Annotated in this window: 20 protein-coding genes; 7 read left to right on the forward strand and 13 right to left on the reverse strand. The window is 41.6% G+C overall.

Annotation, left to right across the window (positions count from 1 at the left end):
* Window positions 1–51: 51 nt before the first annotated feature.
* Window positions 52–774 (reverse strand): GTP cyclohydrolase I FolE, encoded by a 723-nt coding sequence (folE, locus tag BUB08_RS01490; protein ID WP_083570513.1) that lies wholly within the window; start codon window positions 772–774, stop codon window positions 52–54.
* Window positions 775–1,127: 353 nt separating this feature from the next.
* Between folE and BUB08_RS01495 the strand changes: the two genes are divergently transcribed.
* Window positions 1,128–1,847, forward strand: coding sequence for a cytidylate kinase-like family protein (locus tag BUB08_RS01495; protein ID WP_139249580.1), 720 nt, complete (start codon window positions 1,128–1,130; stop codon window positions 1,845–1,847).
* Here the strand turns inward: BUB08_RS01495 and BUB08_RS01500 are convergent.
* The 3 genes from BUB08_RS01500 to BUB08_RS01510 form a co-directional block, all read right to left on the reverse strand.
* Window positions 1,841–2,608: a uracil-DNA glycosylase gene (locus BUB08_RS01500; RefSeq protein WP_072998261.1), complete on the reverse strand. Its 768-nt coding sequence runs from the start codon at window positions 2,606–2,608 to the stop codon at window positions 1,841–1,843. The genes BUB08_RS01495 and BUB08_RS01500 overlap by 7 nt on opposite strands.
* 5 nt (window positions 2,609–2,613) lie before the next feature.
* Complete coding sequence (locus BUB08_RS01505) at window positions 2,614–4,083, reverse strand: DUF1080 domain-containing protein (protein ID WP_072998263.1); 1,470 nt, start codon at window positions 4,081–4,083, stop codon at window positions 2,614–2,616.
* A gap of 63 nt (window positions 4,084–4,146) precedes the next feature.
* A complete protein-coding gene (locus BUB08_RS01510) occupies window positions 4,147–5,493 on the reverse strand; it encodes an MFS transporter (RefSeq protein WP_072998264.1) in 1,347 nt (448 codons plus the stop codon).
* 210 nt (window positions 5,494–5,703) lie between these two features.
* Between BUB08_RS01510 and BUB08_RS01515 the strand changes: the two genes are divergently transcribed.
* The 4 genes from BUB08_RS01515 (at window position 5,704) to BUB08_RS01530 (ending at window position 11,909) form a co-directional block, all read left to right on the forward strand.
* On the forward strand, window positions 5,704–7,995 hold the full coding sequence (locus tag BUB08_RS01515) for a GH92 family glycosyl hydrolase (protein ID WP_072998266.1): 2,292 nt from the start codon (window positions 5,704–5,706) through the stop codon (window positions 7,993–7,995).
* Window positions 7,996–8,023: 28 nt separating this feature from the next.
* Window positions 8,024–8,950, forward strand: a complete 927-nt coding sequence (locus BUB08_RS01520) for a YitT family protein (RefSeq protein ID WP_072998268.1) — start codon at window positions 8,024–8,026, stop codon at window positions 8,948–8,950.
* A gap of 126 nt (window positions 8,951–9,076) precedes the next feature.
* Window positions 9,077–11,368 carry a patatin-like phospholipase family protein gene (locus BUB08_RS01525; RefSeq protein WP_072998269.1) on the forward strand — a complete coding sequence of 764 codons (2,292 nt, stop codon included), beginning with the start codon at window positions 9,077–9,079 and terminating at the stop codon, window positions 11,366–11,368.
* Window position 11,369: 1 nt separating this feature from the next.
* The gene (locus BUB08_RS01530; protein WP_072998271.1) at window positions 11,370–11,909 is read left to right on the forward strand and encodes a macro domain-containing protein; all 540 of its coding nucleotides are present in this window, start codon (window positions 11,370–11,372) and stop codon (window positions 11,907–11,909) included.
* A 13-nt stretch (window positions 11,910–11,922) separates the two neighbouring features.
* Here the strand turns inward: BUB08_RS01530 and BUB08_RS01535 are convergent, their stop codons facing one another.
* Window positions 11,923–13,752: a glycoside hydrolase family 16 protein gene (locus BUB08_RS01535; protein WP_072998273.1), complete on the reverse strand. Its 1,830-nt coding sequence runs from the start codon at window positions 13,750–13,752 to the stop codon at window positions 11,923–11,925.
* 214 nt (window positions 13,753–13,966) lie between these two features.
* Here BUB08_RS01535 and BUB08_RS01540 point away from each other — a divergent pair, with 214 nt between their 5' ends.
* The gene (locus BUB08_RS01540; protein ID WP_072998873.1) at window positions 13,967–14,836 is read left to right on the forward strand and encodes a nucleoside phosphorylase; all 870 of its coding nucleotides are present in this window, start codon (window positions 13,967–13,969) and stop codon (window positions 14,834–14,836) included.
* A 69-nt stretch (window positions 14,837–14,905) separates the two neighbouring features.
* Window positions 14,906–15,781, forward strand: a complete 876-nt coding sequence (locus BUB08_RS01545; protein WP_072998275.1) for a transglutaminase-like domain-containing protein — start codon at window positions 14,906–14,908, stop codon at window positions 15,779–15,781.
* A 91-nt stretch (window positions 15,782–15,872) separates the two neighbouring features.
* Here the strand turns inward: BUB08_RS01545 and BUB08_RS01550 are convergent, their stop codons facing one another.
* The 8 genes from BUB08_RS01550 to infA form a co-directional block, all read right to left on the reverse strand.
* The gene (locus BUB08_RS01550) at window positions 15,873–16,871 is read right to left on the reverse strand and encodes a sugar phosphate isomerase/epimerase family protein (RefSeq protein ID WP_072998276.1); all 999 of its coding nucleotides are present in this window, start codon (window positions 16,869–16,871) and stop codon (window positions 15,873–15,875) included.
* 188 nt (window positions 16,872–17,059) lie between these two features.
* Window positions 17,060–17,629: a 50S ribosomal protein L17 gene (gene rplQ, locus BUB08_RS20795; RefSeq protein ID WP_072998278.1), complete on the reverse strand. Its 570-nt coding sequence runs from the start codon at window positions 17,627–17,629 to the stop codon at window positions 17,060–17,062.
* Window positions 17,630–17,635: 6 nt separating this feature from the next.
* Window positions 17,636–18,628, reverse strand: coding sequence for a DNA-directed RNA polymerase subunit alpha (locus BUB08_RS01560; RefSeq protein WP_072998280.1), 993 nt, complete (start codon window positions 18,626–18,628; stop codon window positions 17,636–17,638).
* Between the two features lie 18 nt (window positions 18,629–18,646).
* On the reverse strand, window positions 18,647–19,255 hold the full coding sequence (gene rpsD, locus BUB08_RS01565; protein ID WP_072998282.1) for a 30S ribosomal protein S4: 609 nt from the start codon (window positions 19,253–19,255) through the stop codon (window positions 18,647–18,649).
* A gap of 17 nt (window positions 19,256–19,272) precedes the next feature.
* Window positions 19,273–19,662 (reverse strand): 30S ribosomal protein S11, encoded by a 390-nt coding sequence (gene rpsK, locus BUB08_RS01570; protein ID WP_072998283.1) that lies wholly within the window; start codon window positions 19,660–19,662, stop codon window positions 19,273–19,275.
* Between the two features lie 12 nt (window positions 19,663–19,674).
* A complete protein-coding gene (gene rpsM, locus BUB08_RS01575; protein ID WP_072998285.1) occupies window positions 19,675–20,052 on the reverse strand; it encodes a 30S ribosomal protein S13 in 378 nt (125 codons plus the stop codon).
* A gap of 23 nt (window positions 20,053–20,075) precedes the next feature.
* Complete coding sequence (gene rpmJ / locus BUB08_RS01580; RefSeq protein ID WP_072998287.1) at window positions 20,076–20,192, reverse strand: 50S ribosomal protein L36; 117 nt, start codon at window positions 20,190–20,192, stop codon at window positions 20,076–20,078.
* An 11-nt stretch (window positions 20,193–20,203) separates the two neighbouring features.
* Window positions 20,204–20,425 (reverse strand): translation initiation factor IF-1, encoded by a 222-nt coding sequence (infA, locus tag BUB08_RS01585; protein WP_072998289.1) that lies wholly within the window; start codon window positions 20,423–20,425, stop codon window positions 20,204–20,206.
* Between the last annotated feature and the right edge of the window lie 138 nt (window positions 20,426–20,563).

The following is a 20,563-nucleotide window of genomic DNA, read 5'->3' on the forward strand; positions in this document are numbered from 1 at the left end:
AGCCCTAAAACGCTGCGTGCTTTCGACCGTAGCTCAAAAAAACTGATTGAGTTACAAATTGATGTACCGCAAAAATTCTTCCCGCACCGCTTTGTCTTTAAACTTACCTGAATACTCGGCAGTAACGGTAGTGCTGCTTTCATCGCCAATACCACGGCACGAAACACACATGTGTTTGGCGTCAATAACCACAGCCACATCTTCAGTTTTTAATACCTTCTTCAGCTCATTGGCAATTTGCACGGTTAACCGTTCCTGAACCTGTGGTCTGCGTGCAAAGTAATCTACAATGCGGTTAATCTTACTCAGGCCAATTACTTCTCCACTGGAAACATAGGCCACATGCGCCTTTCCCACAATCGGAAGAAAATGGTGTTCACAGAAGGAATTCAGACTAATGTCGCGCTCAAGCAACATTTCGTTGTACTTAAACTTATTATCGAATACCGATATTTTTGGTTTATTGGCAGGATTTAGCCCATAAAAAATCTCTTTCACAAACATTTTTGCGACCCGGTGTGGCGTTCCACGCAAACTGTCGTCGGTTAAATCCAGCCCGATGGTTTCCATTATGTCCCTAAACTTGTCCTCAATCAATGCAATCTTTTCATCGTCCGATTTATCAAAAGCATCGCTGCGTATTGGAGTTTCAGCAGAAGTACCAATATGATGGTCTCCCAATATTTCGTATCCGTTGGCTTCTTCGCGGGAGTGCCCGTTGCCGTTCGACTTTACTTTCCCATTCACCGGTTTGAATAATAAATCTTCTTTCATCTTTCCCTACTTTAAATCATTTGTCCTGTTTTCTGTTTTCCTGATTTAAAACATACCAATTTGTATTTTGTTTAATTTTCAATAAATAACAAATAAACAAAACTCAATGCTCATAAAATATTTCAAACAAATGTTTATTTCAAATTTTAAAATAAATTGATATTTAATACACTTTCATCAAATGAATCACATTTTTATCGGACTACAAAAATGAGAAGCAAATTAAATGGCCGAATAAAAGAAACATTAATCTATTCAGGAAACACAGACCTGCAAACAAAGCCCAAAAACATATTTTTATAACATAAAGATTTTCGTTTTAATCCTGTAACTTGGCAACAAAAGCAGCAAAAATGAGCAACGCGTTACTTGAATATCTGACAAAAAGAATGGGACATCAACAAACATATTCAGACAAGAATAAGCTTCCGGGACCGCTTATTACAATCTCGCGTGAGGTTGGCTGTAATGGAGTAAAACTCGCCCATAAAATGACTGACAAACTAAACAGCAGGCATTTGGGCCCCGAATGGAAAGTACTAAGCAAAGAAGTTTTTTTTCAGAGCGCAAAGGAGCTCGACATGGAGCCCGAAAAAGTGAAGCGGGTATTCATGTATTCGGACACTTACGGGTTCAATGATATTTTAAATGCATTTGGCACAAAAAAATTCAAAAGCGAAAAGAAGGTCATTAAAACAGTAAACGAAGTGATCTGTACATTTGCCAAAGAAGGCTTTTGTATTATTGTAGGGCGGGCAGCACACATTATCGCTCACGATATAAAAAATGCCCTGCACCTCCGGCTGTTGGCTCCGCTCGAATACCGGATTAAAACCATAATCGACAATAATCATTTGAACCGCGAAGAAGCCATCGAATTTATAAACAAAGTAGAACGGGAAAGAAAGGCTTTTCGCAAAGCAATACGGCAGGAATCGCCAGAGACCGATTTGTTTGATCTGTGCATAAACAGGGCTTCATTTAACGACGAAGAGGCGATTGACCTGATTGTAACGGCAGCAGAAAAAAAAGGTATTTTCAACGATTACGGCAAACAGTTCGACTTTTATTGAAAAAGCGAAGGGACATTTTTAATTCCCTTATTAAGCCCAAAACCGGTCCAGTCAATTTCTCCAACAAACGGTTCAAAACAATTCACCTTTCCGAATAAAAAATCGGTATCGCGCCCCGGTTTATTGTAGCACATCATCGGGTGCATGGTTTCTATTTTTCTTTTGAGGTGGAGATGTCCGGCTGCTGCCTGTGCATGGTTTCCCCATAAAAACCACGTAGCCAAAGGAGCGTTATCCCGAATATAAGGCAGCAGTCTGCATGCAAATTCCTCCCATTTTTTTTGATGACTGCCGGGCTTTCCGGGCTCGCAGGTAAACGAAGTGTTAAGCAGCAACACGCCCTGTTTTTCCCAGTGCGAAAAAAGCTTTCCCGGAGGCAAAACCGGAAATTCATTGTCAAACTTTTCTTTAAGTTGGGAAAACTTAATGTCGCCTCCGGTGTATGCTTTGTATAAAGTGCGCAAAATATTTTTAAGAGATATATTTTTAAACGGCTGATTCCACGATTTCAAAGTACCAACTTCGAAAGCTCTGCCGGTTGCCGCACCAGGCTGCGGGTACGGATCCTGCCCCAGAATAATAACTTTTGCAGAAGACAAAGGAAACGACAGAAAACGCAACACATTTTCGGCCGACGGAGTAAAACCGTTTTCTTTCACTTCAGTTTCTATATTAGCCACCAACGACCGGTTTTCATTGGTTAGAAATGAAAACCAGTCGCTGTGTATTTTCTTTCCATTCAAAAAAAGAGAATCTCCCATGTAAATTAACCTGTTATTTTTTCCGGCAACCCTTTTACTTTTACCGGCTTCAATTCGTCGGGTTTTATTTCAAACATATCGTTTGGCGTCAGTTCACATTCTTCTAGCATTTGAATGCAATACTCCAGCCTGCCCAAATCGCGCCCCGTATTATTTGTTCCGAAAGTGAATTTCACTCCGGCCTTTTTTGCCATTTTTATCATTTCGGCAGACGGCGTTTTGTAACGTGCATTTATTTCCAATGCGATGTTATTATCTGCCAGTACTTTCACCACCCGTTCCATGCGTTCTTTGGTCCACAACTCGGTGTATTCATCTCTGATTTCGGCAGGCAAAACAGTAGGATTCACATAAATATCAACCGGCTCCTGCGACATAATGGCTTCAATTTTCCCCACCATTTGTTCCATAAACTGCTGCTTGTCGTCCACCCAAACTTCTTCCGGAATCCATATTCTGTTGCGCCGTCCTTTGTAATCGGTAAAAGTCATGGCATCAGTAAAAACATAGTCAAATTTGGCAACTGCATCGGGCGAAAAAAGGGTAATCCATTCCCTGCCTTCAGCCTGCATCCCTTTAAAAGTAGGACTTCCTTTAACCGATTCAATATATTCAAAAAGCGATTTATCGTCGGTAACCGGAAAATGCAACCCGCAGTTGGGAGCGACTCCGTAATTAATGCCAAGCTTTTGAGATTTTTCAACCAACTCTTCGATGGTCAGCCCACCTTTTAAATGCACATGATAATCGATAAGCGGAAATCCTGCACGCATAAGTTTGGTAACCAGAGTATCCCACTCTTTTTCCACTTCCGGCTTTTTCTTTTCTCCATCCGGCAATGCCTTTACTTTGAGGTTTCGGTAATAAGTGGTGCTTCCGGGATCGTGAGCCTGCAACGCAAAAGTTCCGCCATTCAGTTTTAGCCCTTCAGCTCCCTCCGGCCTCCACGGGTCTTCCGGCTCAATGTAGTCATTCACTTTTACGTCGTTCACAAAAACTTCGATGCGATTTTCCACCACTTTCACACGCATTTTAAACCACTCATTGTCGTTAACCAGCGGAAAATAGATATTACGAATATTGTAGATACTTCCTGTTTTTCTGCGCTCGGGATGGTTCTCATTTCCGCGATATGAATTATTCACCTGAATTTCATACCCTTTTTCAGGCCATCCGTCAGCCTGATATTTGGTGTGTATAAAAATACCTGAATTGGAATGCTCCAGTGTTTTTACTTCGGTTTCGAACTCAAAATTTTTAAAATTACCTTTGTAAAAAAGGTGTGCACGCGGACCCGAACATTTTATGGCGCCGTCTTCAATGGCCAAACTTTCTGAATTCTCCATCGATTTTTTCCACCCGTCAAAAGTCTCTCCGTCAAAAATAGAAATCCATTCACCGGTTGGCACTTTTGGTTCGCAGGCTGTCAGAAACAAAGCAGCCAAAAACAGATAAAGCAATGCTGTCTTTTTCATTTTAATGATATTAGGTTTAAGAACAGAACTGGCACTCCAGCTCAGATTGTTGATTCTCCAAAACTAATCATTTGATTGCTCAATCTCGAATTTATCCTGCGGATTATTTCCCCGGGAGCTCAAAAATGCAAGCACCAGAATAAAAACGGCTAGGCCATAACTGGCAAAGCTGTAACTGCCGAGGCGGGTCAGCGAAAAGCTGAAAAGCACCGGCCCAATGGCGCTAAAAAACACAATAATTGACATTACAAAACCAGAAATTCGCCCCAGGTTGTCGCGGCCGTAAAACCGCGGCCAGGTAACTGTCATTAAAACGCTGTACAAACCATTTGCCATGCCGTGCCCAACAATAAACCCGTAATAATAAAAACCTCCGTTCATGTTTGCCAAAGAAAAAAGGGCAATTATTTCACCTGTCAGAAATATGTACAACAGGTATTTTAAACGAATCCGGTCGCTTATCCATCCTCCGAAAAATGAGATACCAACCGACATAAACGAGATAGGAATAAAAATGGAAAGTGCTTTTTCACGCCCCAGTCCGGCCTGGTCGAAAATAGAAACCAGGTGGAAAGTAAAACCGGTTATGTATAGCGAATAAAAAGCCAGCGGCAGTGCATAAAGCCAAAACGGTAAGGTTTTTCGTGCTTCAGCCAGAGTAAATTGTTTAAACGGTTTTATGGTTACATTGCGTTCCCTGTGCCCGTGTTTTTCCCCGTCGGGCAACATGCCCATATCTTCGGGATTATCTCTGAAAAAGAAAAATGCAAATAACATAAACACCACTCCGATGCCAACAGCCATAAGTATCCAGGCATACCGCCACGACGTTTCCTGAATAAGCCCGTCGAAAGTAAGCGGTGCAATGGAAAAACCGAGCGTTATCAAAACCGAAGAAATTCCGTTTGCAAAACCGCGCCGGGCAATAAACCATTTCATCAACATATTTCGCGAAACCATTGTAAGTACTCCCTGCCCCGAAAACCGCAGCAAAAAGAATAACAAAACCATCACACCAATGGCAACACCAGTATAAATTGCCGAATCCTGACTCTGAACAAACAAATGTACAATCCGATCTGACTGGCTTAACAAAAGCAAAACTGAGGCAAGAAGTATTGACGCAGTAACGGTTGTCCAGCGAGCGCCAAACTTATCGTATTGTTTTCCGGCCCAGGTTAGCAGAAACGAACTGCTTATGGTACCAATCATGTAAGCGCTGCTTATTTGATTCCGGCTAATATGAATGTGTTTTATCAGATAATCAGTAAATGTTGAAACCCCCATGGTTTGCCCCGGAGCGCTTGCCAGCACACCTACTGTTGAAGCAAACAGAATTACCCAGCCATAGAAAAAAGGAATTTTTTCGGGACTGAACGGAAAATTGTTCCAGCGTTTTTTTAATTGCATGATCAGAATTTTTCACAAACATACGGTTTGCTTAACGGAAAGCTCAATCGGACCCGGTTGCGACGCAAAAGATTAATCTTGCGGAAAGGTTCTGCAGCGTCGGGTAACTTTTTTCTGTAGAATCCCGTTTCCTGAAAACAGTCAAAGATTTTCACGTCAGAAAATATTACTTTTGACCAACTAAAAAACGGATACTAAAATACTATTGAAATGAAAATCACGTTTGTTATCGCCGCACTCACCCTTCTGCTTTCTGCTTGTTCAGAAACCGCAACAAACAGTTTTATTACCGACCCGGTTGAACTAGTCAACCCGCTAATGGGATCCGACTCGGATTTTAGCCTGAGTAACGGAAATACTTACCCGGCCATTGCGCGACCCTGGGGAATGAATTTTTGGGCGCCGCAAACCAACAAAATGGGCAACGGCTGGCTGTATCAGTACGACGCTAACAAACTAAGGGGGTTCAAACAAACTCACCAGCCAAGCCCGTGGATAAATGACTATGGGCAGTTTTCAGTTTTTGCCACCACCGGGAAACCCGTTTTTAGTGAAGTTGACCGCGCAAGTTGGTTCTCGCACAAAGCAGAAACCGTAAAACCTTATTTGTACGAAGTTTACCTGGCAGACTACGATGTAGAAACGGCATTTACAGCGACAGAGCGGGCAGCTTTTTTTCAGTTCACTTTTCCGGAAAGCGACAGTTCAAACATCATTATTGATGCCTTTGACGGAGGTTCGTATATAAAAATCATTCCGGAAGAAAACAAGGTAACCGGCTACACCACAAAAAACAGCGGCGGTGTTCCGGCAAATTTCAAAAACTGGTTTGTGGTGCAATTCGATAAACCGTTCGAAACGTTTTTCACCACTGACAACGAATCGTTTTTTGAAGGAAAGGCTGAATTAAAAGACCTGCACACCGGTGCAATTCTCCATTTCAACACAAACAGAAAAGAAAAAATTTCAATAAAAATTGCTTCGTCTTTTATTAGTTTGAAACAGGCAGAACTAAATCTTAAACAGGAAATTGCGGACAAAACATTTGACCAACTGGTGGCCGAAGGAAAATCGGAATGGAACCGCGAGCTGGAGAAAATAAAAATTCAAACACCGAACATTGATAAAGCGCGAACTTTTTACAGTACGTTATACCGGATTCTGCTGTTTCCCCGCAAATTTTTCGAAGTAAATGCCGCCGGGAAAATAGTACATTACAGCCCATACAATGGTGAGGTTCTTCCCGGATACATGTTTACCGACAATGGATTTTGGGACACGTTTCGTGCTGTTTTCCCATTCTTCACACTGATGTACCCGGATTTGAACAGCCAGATTATGGACGGACTGGTAAACGCATACAAAGAAAGTGGCTGGCTTCCGGAATGGGCCAGTCCCGGGCACCGCGACTGCATGATTGGGTCCAACTCGGCTTCGCTTATTGCCGACTCGTACCTCAAAGGAATTCGTGGTTACGATATTGAAACGTTGTATGAAGCCATTCTGAAAAACACAAAAGGAAAAGGTCCGGTAAGTTCCGTTGGACGTTACGGCGCAGAGTATTACAACGAATTGGGATACATTCCTTACGATGTGGATATTCGCGAAAATACCGCCCGTACTTTGGAATACGCTTATGCAGATTATTGCATTGCCGAGCTGGGGAAAGCACTGGGAAAACCAGAAGAAGAAATCAGCCTTTTTGAAAAACGAGCGCAAAACTACCGGAATGTTTTTGATCCGGAAACAAAATTAATGCGTGGCAAAAACGAGAACGGAGAATTTCAATCGCCATTCAATCCCTACAAATGGGGCGACGCTTTTACCGAAGGAAACAGTTGGCACTACACGTGGAGCGTTTTTCATGATGTAGAAGGCCTGGCCCGGCATATGGGCGGACACAACAGTTTTACAACCATGCTCGACTCTATTTTTGTTGTTCCTCCCGTTTTCGATTGCTCGTACTACGGTTTCCCCATTCACGAAATAAGGGAAATGCAAATTGTTAACATGGGAAATTACGCCCACGGAAACCAACCCATTCAGCACATGATTTACCTTTATAACTATGCCGGGCAGCCGTGGAAAACGCAGCAACATGCCCGCCAGGTGCTGACAAAACTGTACCAACCAACGCCGGATGGGTATTGTGGCGACGAAGACAACGGACAAACTTCGGCCTGGTATGTTTTTTCGGCGCTGGGATTTTACCCTGTGTGCCCGGGAACTCCGGAATATGTTATCGGTTCCCCACTGTTTGAAAAGGTGCAAATAGAACTCCCCAACGGGAAACAGCTCACCATTGAAGCAGAAGGAGCAGAAACTAATTTTTACATTCAAAAGGCAGAGTTTCTGGGACAAGATCTAAACAAATCGTATTTTACGCACGGCGAGTTATTAAAAGGAGGACTCATTCGGTTTAAAATGGGCTCTGCTCCAAACAAAGCGCTTTGGAACGCTGCAGAAAGCTTTCCGTCGTCTGTAACTCCTCCAAAAAAATAAAATTATTCACTTGTAAAAAATAAAGTTTATGGCTTTTCTGTCGAAACAAAAAATGTTCAGTAAACAATGGTTTATTGATTACACCCTAATCCTGGTTGGTTCTTTTATTCTTGCAATAGGGTTTGTGTATTTTGTTACGCCGCACAAAATAGTTCCCGGAGGTGTGTATGGTATTGCTATTGTGGTCCACTACCTTACTCGCGGGATGTTTTCGTTTTGGCCCGACGGGATTCCAATCGGGTTGTTTGGTCTTATTCTGAATATTCCACTCACTATTGCGGGAATAAAAATTCTGGGGCCGCGTTTTGGTGTAAAAACCATCGTTGGTTTTGTACTTGCATCGGCTTTTATTGATGGTATTGCCATGTTACGCCCGGCAGGTGACGAACCGCTTGTAAACGATGTACTGCTATCCAGTATTTTTGGAGGAGTGCTTATTGGAGTCGGGCTCGGGCTAATATTTAAATCGCGTGCCACCTCGGGAGGTTCAGATATTATTGCAATGATTATTGCCAAATACACCAAACTCCAATTGGGAAAACTGATGATTTATGTCGATTCGGTAATCGTTCTCATGGGACTGCTTGCATTTAAGAGCTGGCTCATTCCGCTCTATTCGTGGGTAGTTATTTACATTACCGGCCGTGCAATTGACATGATTTTGGAAGGAGCTGATTACAACAAGGCTTTGCTTATAATTTCGAATAAACACGAAGAAATCAAAAACAAAATACTGGTTGACCTGGAACGTGGCGGAACATATCTGCGGGGAGAAGGAATGTTTACCGGAGAAGAGAAGCAAATTATTTACACCGTGGTAAGCCGGCGCGAGGTAGCCATTTTACAGGAATACATCGGAAAAATTGATCCGGACGCATTTATTACAATTATGGATGCCCGGGAGATTTTGGGAGAAGGTTTCCAAAGCCTGGGAAAAAAAATAGAAGCAGATTAGTAATTTCTCAACTGGCAACTCTTTTTCGGCCGTTCACCGAAGCGAATCCTGATTTTTCCCAAAACCACGGATCATGCGATGCATTTTTTGTAATTTTGATACCGTTCAGAAAGCATTATACTCGCCATGTGGAAAAGTCTGTTTAGTTTAATTATAGCAGTCTCTGTTTCAACAATAAGTCTGGCTCAATCAGTCGGACTGGTTCTAAGCGGAGGCGGGGCAAAAGGAATTGCCCACATTGAAGTTATCCGTACCCTCGAAGAAAACGGAATCCCCATTGATTACATTGCGGGCACATCTATTGGTGCCATAGTTGGCGGATTGTATGCAGCGGGTTATTCGCCCGATGAAATGGAAGAATTGTTTCGCTCTGATGATTTCTACTTTTGGTCCACCGGCCGCATTCAGAAAGAATACCGTTACTATTTTACACAGCCCGAGCCCAACCCGTCGTGGTTGGAGTTACGGATTGAAAAGAAAAAAGATAAGATTACGGTTTTGCCTCCGACTAACATAATTCCACCGGAACAAATGGATTTCGCTTTTATGGAGTTACTGGCATCGACCAATGCCGCCTGCAAAAATCAATTCGACAGTTTGATGATTCCTTTTTTTTGCGTGGCAACCGATGTACATTCCAATAAGCCGGCAGTACTGAGAAAAGGCGATTTGGGTGAAGCAATCAGGGCTTCAATGACTTTCCCGTTGTATTTCAGAGCCATTAAAATTGACGGAAAACTTTTATTCGATGGTGGCATTGTAAATAATTTTCCGCAGGATTTGATGGAAAAGTTTTACAACCCGGACATCATAATAGGGCACAAAGTAGCTGACGGCGCAAAAGTTCCGGATTCGGACAATGTGATGGAGCAGATTACAAATATTGTGATGCGCCCGACCAACTACGAAATTCCGCCGGAAAAAGGCATTTTATTGGAGACTGAACTTTCAGACATCAGCCTGCTTGACTTTCAGAAATATGATTTTATTGCCGAGCAAGGCCGCAAAACTGCAGAAAAAATGATTGACAGCATAAAAACCCGGATTCACAGAAGGGTAGATTTGCAGGAAATCACCAAAAGAAGACGACAGTTCAACTCAAAAAAACCTGAGCTTTATTTTCAGAATGTTCAGGTTGAAGGCGTGCCTGATCCCATGCAGCGCAAATTTATCATCCAGTCGATAAAACACCGCTACAATGTTGTTCCATTGAGTTCGCTAAAGAAAGACTATTTTAAGCTCATAGCCGACGAGCACCTGAAATCAATCAGGCCGGTGGCCTACTACAACCCTCAAACCGGGTATTACGATCTTCACCTGAAGGTTACTCCCGAAAAGAAAATGAGGATTAATATCGGCGGGAATATTTCCACAAAACCCATCAACCAGGGGTACGGTAGTTTCGATTATCGCTCATACAAAGGGCGGGCTTACACGTTCAGCTCGAATATTTACTTCGGAAGATTTTACAGCTCTTTTAAGTTGGGTGGAAGAATTGATTTTCCAACCTCGCTCCCTTTCTACCTGGCCGGTTACACCACATTCAACCGCTGGGATTTTTTCGCTTCCAGTTCTGAGTTGTTTTTCGAAGACGTGCGACCGCCATTCATTATTCAGGACGAATATCACATTCGGTTTGAAGGCGGAATACCGCTGGGGCTCCATTCTAAACTTTACACCATGGGAGCGTTTGCAAATTCATCAGATGAGTATTACCAAACTGATGTATTTAAAAAACAAGACACTCCTGATGTTACTACATTTAATGCTTTCGTAATTAATACCGGATTGGAAAATAACTCTCTGAATTACAAGCAATATGCAACAGAAGGATCTTTTAATTCAATCAGTTTAAAATACATTACCGGCAGAGAAACGAATAAACCGGGGACAACATCCACAGCTACTGCAAAATCAGCACGCCACCACGATTTTTGGTTGGCGCAGGCCACGTCGGCAAAATACTTTAACATTTCTAATAATTTCACTTTGGGAACGCAGGCTGAAGTGGTATTCAGCAATAAAAAAATGTTTCAGAATTACAGGTCGACCATGTTATCAGCTCCGGGCTACTACCCCACTCCTCACAGCCGGTCTTTGTTTATTGAAAATTTTCATTCGAACAATTACATCGGCGGCGGGCTAAAAGCAATTTTTCAATTTAACCCCAGCTTGCATCTCAGGCTCGAAGGCCACGGCTTTTTACCGATAAAAGAGGAGCGTCCCAACGAAGACCTTACTGCATACAAAAGCGACAAAATCTTTTCAAATTATTATCTACAGGGAATGGCAGCACTGGTTTACCACACCGGAGTGGGTCCGGCCAGCATATCTTTGAATTACTACGACAAGGCCAATACAAACTTGTATTTGACGCTTAATTTCGGATACATTCTGTTCAACAAAAGAGGTTATTAAAATGAATAGCGAAAAAAAGCTGGCAGGAAAAGTAACACTGGAAGCCGTTTGTGGAGACATTGCTAGCCAACACGGAATTGATGCTGTTGTAAACGCAGCCAACGCACAACTGATGCCCGGAGGCGGTGTTGCCGGCGCCATCCACCGTGCGGCCGGACCAGGGCTGGCAGAAGAATGCCGTAGCATGGCCCCGATAGAACCGGGGCAGGCTGTTATTTCAGGAGCACATCATCTTCCCAACAGTTTTGTGATTCACTGCCTTGGGCCGGTTTACGGGAAAGACAAACCGGAAAGCAGGTTGCTGGCCGATTGCTACCGGAATGCGCTGCTGCTTGCAGAGAAAAACAAAATTACTTCGGTGGCGTTCCCCGCTATTTCTGCGGGCATTTTTGGCTATCCTTTTGAAGAAGCGGCCGAGGTTTCGCTTCATACCATATTTAAAATAGTTCCTGACCTAAAATACGTCAGGCACATCAGGTTTGTACTTTTTGGTGTAGAAAATTTCAAAAAATACGCAGCAAAACTTCGCGAAATAGAATAGTCTTTACAGAACGTCAGGCATTCTTTTTATAGCACCTCACCCACTCTGTTTGAAAACGCACGGGCAATTTCGATGGTGTTATTTGATCGGTTACAATTGTTGACAGAAAAATTTGCAGCGGGAAACCGACCGAGTGGTCTTCCAGTTTCAACACCTCAACATCATTAATTTTCCAGGTAAAAGCGCTGCCTGATTTTTCACAGGTAAAAATATACCAGGCGCCTTTCTTCAGGTTCGATACATCGAGGCCGTTCATTTCCAGTTTTCCGGTGGCATTGACAGTTGCAATTCCCAACCGGTTTTTCAATCCCATTTCCAGAAGATACACTCCCGGAGAAGCTTTTTCCCCTTTTAGTGCCAGCGAACTCACTGTTTCTTTTACCGGGTTGAATTTTATTTTCGCTTCAAAAATGCCGTCTTGCTGCCAAAAACTTTTCGATGTGGAAACCAATCCCGAAGTATATTCAAAGCCAGCAGGGACAAAGCCGGCAGGCATTTTCCATACCATTCCGTTGGTGTTCTCTTTTCTAGTTTCGATAACCAATTTGCCTTCGGTTGTAATATTTTTTCCGTCAGTAAAAAGATGCAAATCGCCGGGCAACGCATAATTTTGCCCCAACGTTTTTTCTGCTTCTGCCGACACCGTACTCCATTTTTCAGTGTCCAGTTTCTTAGAATTGAAATCATCTTCAAAACTAACAGTCCACTGCCTGAAAAAGTCAAACGCATCGGTTCCTTTATACTTAAAATACTTAACCAGGTGAGGCCGTTTTTTCATTTCAAAGTAGTTCTGCTCGGTAGCGTATTCTTCCGACTTTTCCCACTTTTTCGGATCATCCAGGTAAGCTTTGCGTTTCAAAAAATCTTCCGACGAAACCAAATCTTTTAGCTCTACATATCTTTTCAACTCAGCAGATTCACTAACTTTCAGATAATTATCCAATAACGACGACTTTTCAAATTTCAGATAAAACTTAATATCGTCGCTTGCTGACAGTTCTTTCAGCCTTGTCTTCTTTTTAAAGGCCTCTGTTTTTTCAAACTTTTTCTTGTCTTTCAAATATTCCACCCGTTTTCTAAAATCATCGCTTTCTACTTCAGTTTTCAGCTCCTGATGCTTTTTTAAATGATAACTGTCTGCTGTTTCTTTGTAGAGTTTCAATTTTTTTGAACGGTCGAATTTCAGGTAACTTTTAATTTCAGAATCATTTTTCAACTCGCCAAATTCCCTTTTTTTATCCTTATCTTTTACCGAAAGATCCCTCAGCTCAAAGTATTTTTTCAGCTTTTCCGAATGCGATACAGCTTCATGCTTTTTCAGTAATTCCGACTCAAAAAGCTCATAATAAACCTTAATTCCGGGTTTCTTATTCAGGCTATTGTATTCTTTTTCCCTTTGTTGCTCTTCCGAACCCTTAAAAACCGAACGCAGCATTTCTTCCTTAACCGTGCGGAATTCACCATTCTCCACAAACTCTTTTAGTTGTTTGTACTCTGTTAATTTGTCTGACTCTTTAATTGTTTCAAACCTTTTCAACTCTGCCGAGCCTTCCAGTTTAAAATACTTTTTAATGCCACTGCTTTTTTTTAGTTGCTCAAACTCTTTCAACACCCCTTCCTCTTTACTCCCCTTAAAACGCAACTGCTGAATTTCTTTTTTTACAGCATTAAAATCAGCAGATTGAATGTGCTTTTCCAGCTCAAGAAACTCCCTCAGTTCATCAGAATTTTCCACATGTGTAAACTCCTGGTAATCATCCAAAAGATTTTTTCTCTGCAATTCAATTTTTTCAACAGGCTTAATTTTGCCCATAAGCTGAAGGGAAAATATTCTAAAAGACATGAGCCACAATTTTGGTTTTACGTATTCAAAAGTAAAAATTTAAGCCATTAAAATCTAATATTTTCACTCCGGCAGGCTGGCTTTTTCTTCGAAGTTGTTAACATATTTTCCATTTCAACAAAAAAATGGATGCGGAGGTGTTTATATGTTTCCGTGCCAAGCGTTGGCTATTTGCCTTGTTTTGAATAGTTTTACCCTACATAAACACAAAGAAATGATACAAGAATCGGAACTGATACTGAATAATGACGGAACAATATTTCATTTACACCTGAAACCGGAAAACGTTGCCGATCAGGTTATTTTGGTTGGAGATCAGGACCGGGTAGAAACCGTGGCCGGCTTTTTTGACAGCATAGAATTCTCCGCACAAAACCGCGAATTTAAAACCATAACCGGGTTGTATAAAAATCGAAGAATTTCGGTTATCTCAACAGGAATAGGAACTGATAATATTGATATTGTTCTCAACGAACTGGACGCTCTGGTAAATATCGACCTCAAAACACGGGAAATCAAAAAAGAAAAAAAGTCGTTAAGCATTGTTCGAATCGGAACTTCCGGAAGTTTACAGGAAGATATTCCCGTTAATTCTTATGTTATTTCTCAAAAGTCTATCGGTTTTGACGGAATGCTGAATTTTTATGCCGATCGCGAACTGATCAGCGATTTACCTTTCGAAAAAGCGTTTAAATCGTTTACCGGCTGGAAAAATTCGCTCCCTACTCCTTACGTTGTAAATTCGTCAAAAAAATTGATATCAAAATTCGACACCGAATTATTCAAAAAAGGAGTAACTATTTCCGCTCCCGGTTTTTACGGACCACAGGGACGTGTGCTGCGCATTCCGCTGGCAATGCCGCAACTCAATCAGCTTTTGGAACAATTTCAGTTTGAAGGACTAAAAATTACCAATTTTGAAATGGAAAGTTCTGCAATTTACGGGCTTTCAAAAATGCTTGGGCACAATGCGCTTACTGTTTGCCTTATTATTGCCAACCGGGTAACCGGCCAGGCAAATGAAAACTACCGGCCAAAAATGGAGCATTTAATTAAAACTGTGCTTGATAACTTAACCGAATAAATTCTGAAAACAAGCATGCCTTTTTTGTGCGTGAAAATAAATTCCGGGTAAATATTTAAATACAAACGAATGAAAAAAAACAGGATAAAGGCTTTAATCAATTTATTGGACGACCCCGACACCCTGGTTTTTGAGACTGTGGAAAAAGAACTGTTAAAGGAAAACCACACTATTATTCCGGCTCTGGAAAAAAAATGGGAAAACAGTTATGATGAAACCTGCCAGGAACGGATTGAAAATCTGATTCAGAATTTACAGTTCAAAAAGACGAGAACCCTGTTAAAAGAGTGGATAACAACTGAAGAACAAGACCTGCTGGAGGGATTCCTTGCAGTAGACAGGTTCCAATATCCGGACATTAACCAAATGGTTATCTTTCAGAAAGTTGAAAAAATAAAGAATACGGTTTGGCTCGAATTAAATGATTCACTGACATTGCTGGAAAAAATCACCATTTTGAATCATTTCCTGTTCAATATTCATGGTTTTTCAATCAACCACAAAAACATTCATTCTCCGCAAAATTGCTACCTGAACCAATTGCTGGACACAAAAAGAGGAAATCCGGTTTCGCTGAGTCTGTTTTACACTATTCTGGCCCGAAAACTGGGACTTCCTGCATATTTCGTCGACTTTCCCAAAAACCCGTTGATTGCCATAGTTCACCGCGATTTGGCCAAAAGAGTTCACGGAAAGAACACCCTGTCCGATGTACTTTTCTATATAAATCCGTCAAACAAGGGATCTATTGCAAGCAGAAAAGAAGTGGGATATCACCTAAAAAAGAACAATTACTCTCCGCAGGAAAGATTTGCCGAACCACAGCCGGACAGCCTGTTTTTGCAACGCCTACTCGAGTCGCTTCAATACTCTTTTCAGGAGGTAGGTTTTTCAGAAAAGAAAGACCGGGTGCATGAACTGCTCAAATTATTTGCAAAGAGGTAAAACTAATTTCTAAGGGCAAAAGCAGTAATCTCCACAGTTCAGAACAAACAAAATCGAAACCGGCAGCAAGCTGCCAGTTTCGTAATACTATTTACACCAGAATATTTTTACAATACTCTACGCATTTAACTATCTCTTGCTGTGCGTTGGAACTTTCCGGCACAGGATACTCCAATTCAATATCGCAGTAAATGGGCCATTTGTTCTTTTGAATCAAACTCAGAATGTCTGCAATCGGTGTGTCACCCTCGCCCCAGGGCATATTTGTATTCGACGGGCTGGCATTTTTCCCGGTTTTATCTTTTAAATGAATGCTGTATATTCGGCTGTGCAGTTTTTCAATAATCTCATTGGGGTGTTTACCTGTTGCGCCCCAATAGTGACCCACATCGAAATTGAGCATATTTCTGGGAGAATATTCCAAAAACTCTTCGAACGAAAATCCGGGTTCGCCAGGCTGCGCATGATTGTGATAAATGGCATACATATTATGTTTCTCTGCAAACTTTCCTAAACGAGCACAGGCCTCGTGCCCAATTTCGTTGGTTATACCCTGGGCTCCCATTATTTTAGCAGCTTCAAATGCATAATCAATCTCTTCGCTGCTCCAGTTTGCCGGAGAAAACTTTACAATATGAATATTAACACCGGCTCTATTAAACATTTTACGTAGTTCTGCGTACTTTTTCATCGGTGCAGAGAGGCGCCATTCCCTTTGCTGTTCTTTTGAAATATCTGCTGCGCGCTGGTACTCTGCACGTTCAACATCAGACGCATCGCGTGACGGACGTGCTGGCATGGGCGGAATTCCGGCATACGCTTCAACAACATTTCCCATCAATTCAATGGAACTGATACCGCCGGCTACACAGTAATTCAAAATATCCTGCGCAGTTGATGGCATGCTGCGCCAACTGTAAGTAATTGCGCCTATTTGAACACCTTTAAACTTCGAATTTGGTTTTGCTCCTCCTCCAACTGAACTTGCAAAAATAGTTGGAGAAAACGATGCCGCAGCAACTGTTGCAGCAGCAGTGCCAATGAATTTTCGCCTGGAAAAACCACTGTTTGATTTAGAATTTTGATTCATAATACAAATTTTGTTGATTTAAGCTGGCTAAAAATAGTGGAAATAACGGAGAAACGCAGAGATAACGGCCGATAAAATTCGATTTTTCATTTGGGAAAACTGACAAAAATTCACCAGCCACCTAAATTCAAGGCACAAAAAAACCGACTTGAATCAAGCCGGTTTCTTTATGTATAGAATAATACTTTCTATTCTTCTTTCTTACCTTCTTCAGTATCTGCTGCCGGTTCCTCTTTAACTTCAGGAGCCTGAGCTTCTGCTTTTGGTTCAGCTTCAACTTTGGGTTGTTCCTTTTTGCCTGCTTCAGCAACCGGAGTTTCTGTGTTTTTACTTGCTCCGCTACGACGAGAACGACGACGTTTTGGTTTTGCAGCCTCTTCGCCTGTGCTCAACATAGCTTCGTTGTAATCCACTAACTCAATAATACACATATCTGCGTTGTCTCCCAAACGAGTTCCGGTACGCAGGATACGAGTATATCCTCCCGGACGATCGGCTACTTTTGCAGCTACATCGCGAAACAATTCAGAAACAGCATCTTTATTTTGAAGATGGCTAAAAACTACCCTGCGCGAGTGCGTAGTATCATCTTTTGCCTTGGTAATAAGAGGCTCTACGTAGGTACGCAATGCTTTTGCTTTCGCCACTGTTGTGGTTATGCGTTTGCTTTCGATAAGCGAACTGGCCATATTTGCCAGCAAAGCTTTACGATGCGAACTTGTGCGGCCTAAATGATTGAATTTTTTATTATGTCTCATTGCCTTTTACTCCTTGTCAAGTTTATACTTACTAATATCCATCCCAAAACTCAATCCCATGTTGTCGAGAAGGTCATCCAGTTCAGTCAATGATTTTTTACCGAAATTCCTGAATTTAAGCAAATCGTTGCGGTTGTATGTAACCAAATCACCAAGCGTGTCTACATCGGCTGCCTTCAGGCAGTTCAATGCTCTGACTGAAAGGTCAAGATCAACGAGCTTAGTTTTCAGTAATTGACGCATGTGCAACACTTCTTCATCAAATTCTTCATTTGCAAATTTCTCGTCTGAATCGATGGTGATCTTTTCATCAGAAAATAGCATGAAATGATAAATCAGAATTTTTGCTGCTTCTTTTAATGCGTCTTTAGGAAGGACAGAGCCATCTGTTGTAATTTCGACAACCAACTTTTCGTAGTCGGTTTTCTGTTCTACCCTGAAGTTTTCAACCGCATACTTAACCTTTTTAATCGGCGTGTAAATTGAGTCAATCGGGATTAAACCTATTTCAGATTCAACAGGTTTGTTTTCGGCAGCAGGAACATAACCGCGACCTTTGTTTATGGTCAGTTCTACTTGAAGCCTTACATCGGGTTCCATTCTGCAAATAACCAGTTCAGGATTTAAAACCCTGAAACCAGTCATAAACTTATTAATGTCGCCGGCTGTAAATTCTTCCTGACCAGAAACGGAAACTGTTACTTTCTCACCATCGAAGTCCTCTACTTCATTTTTAAACCGAATTTGTTTGAGATTAAGGACTATATCTGTAACATCTTCAATAACTCCTTTAATCGTAGAAAATTCATGGTCAACTCCTTCAATTTTCACGCTGGTGATTGCATACCCCTCAAGCGATGATAACAGGATTCGGCGTAGGGCATTACCAATTGTAATGCCGTAACCTGGTTCCAACGGACGAAATTCGAATTTCCCGAATTTATCATCGGACTCAATCATTATCACCTTATCGGGCTTTTGGAATGCTAATATTGCCATAATAACCTTAGTAAAATTTTATTTTGAATACAACTCTACGATAAGTTGTTCTTTGATGTTTTCAGGTATTTCTTCACGTTCGGGCACGTTCAGGAACTTCCCAACCATCTGGGTTCCGTCCCATTCCAGCCATTCGTAGCGAGTGCTCCGGCGTGAATGCAATGAGTCTGTGATTTCTTCCATTGCTTTCGATTTTTCCCTAACACCAACCTGGTCTCCGGGTTTTACGTGATACGATGGAATATTCACTACTTTTCCGTTCACTACAATATGTTTGTGTGTAACAAACTGACGGGCAGCATCCCGTGTTTTAGCAATACCCAGGCGGAAAACCACGTTATCTAACCTCGATTCGAGGAGTTGAAGCAATACTTCACCAGTAATACCTTTTGATGAGTTTGCTTTTTCAAACATGTTCCGGAATTGTTTTTCCAAAACGCCGTAAGTATATTTAGCTTTTTGTTTTTCCTTTAACTGAAGCCCGTATTCTGACACTTTCCTCCGGCGCGCAGACATTCCGTGCATTCCTGGAGGGTAATTTTTGTGTTCGAAAACTTTATCGGGACCAAAAATGGGTTCACCGAATTTACGGGCAATTTTAGATTTTGGACCTCTATATCTAGCCATTACCTTTTCTTTTAAAATTAAACACGTCGTCTTTTAGGTGGCCTGCAACCATTGTGAGGCAGCGGGGTAACATCAACTATCTCAGTTACCTGCAACCCAACTGAAGCAAGCGCCCTTATAGCCGACTCGCGACCGTTGCCCGGGCCTTTTACATACACTTTTACTTTGCGTAAACCAAGGTCGTAAGCGGTTTTTGCACACTCTTCTGATGCTACCTGAGCAGCATAGGGAGTGTTCTTTTTTGAACCGCGAAAACCTTTTTTCCCTGCTGACGACCATGAAATTACTTCGCCATTCATATTGGTCAGCGTAACAATAATATTATTGAAAGAAGAGTGTACATGAGCCGTTCCGTTGGCTTCCACAACAACCACTCTTTTCTTGCTTGATCCTGTTTTTTTTGCCATAACTCAAATACCTTATTTAGTGGCCATTTTTTTGTTTGCAACAGTTTTACGCTTTCCTTTACGAGTACGGGCGTTGTTTTTAGTACTTTGCCCGCGAACCGGCAATCCAATACGATGACGAATTCCACGGTAGCAACCGATGTCCATCAATCGTTTTATGTTCATTTGTACCTCAGAACGAAGTTCCCCTTCTACTTTGAACTCGCTGTTGATAACGTTACGGATTGCTCCGAACTGATCGTCATTCCAGTCTTGTACTTTAACGTCCGGGTCTACTCCAGCTTCTTTAAGGATGTAATTTGCCCTGCTGCGGCCAACGCCGTAAATATAGGTGAGGGCAATCTCACCTCTCTTATTATTAGGAATATCAACACCTACAATACGTGCCATATAAATAATTTTTCTAATTAAGATTACCCCTGACGTTGTTTAAACTTCGGGTTCTTTTTATTAATCACATATAAACGCCCTTTTCTGCGAACGATTTTACATTCGGCGCTGCGTTTTTTTACTGAAACTCGGGTTTTCATTATAAAATGATTTAATTTTTATACCTAAACGTAATTCTGCCTTTTGTTAAATCGTAAGGAGACATTTCTACTTTCACTTTATCTCCCGGTAATATTTTTATGTAGTGCATTCGCATTTTCCCTGAAATATGAGCTGTAATAACATGCCCGTTTTCCAGTTCAACACGAAACATTGCATTCGACAATGCTTCTACTATAGTTCCATCTTGTTCTATCGAAGGCTGTTTTGCCATAAAAAATAACCTGTTTTTTTAATGTTTAAATAAATATAGTTGTAGCCTGTTTCGTCTTCAGTTATTCTTGCAAAGATAACAGAAGCTTTTCACATAGCATAATTACAACTGTTGTCTCCTTAACATTGATTTTTAAAA

This window comes from Mariniphaga anaerophila (assembly GCF_900129025.1).
Taxonomy (GTDB): Bacteria; Bacteroidota; Bacteroidia; order Bacteroidales; family Prolixibacteraceae; genus Mariniphaga; species Mariniphaga anaerophila.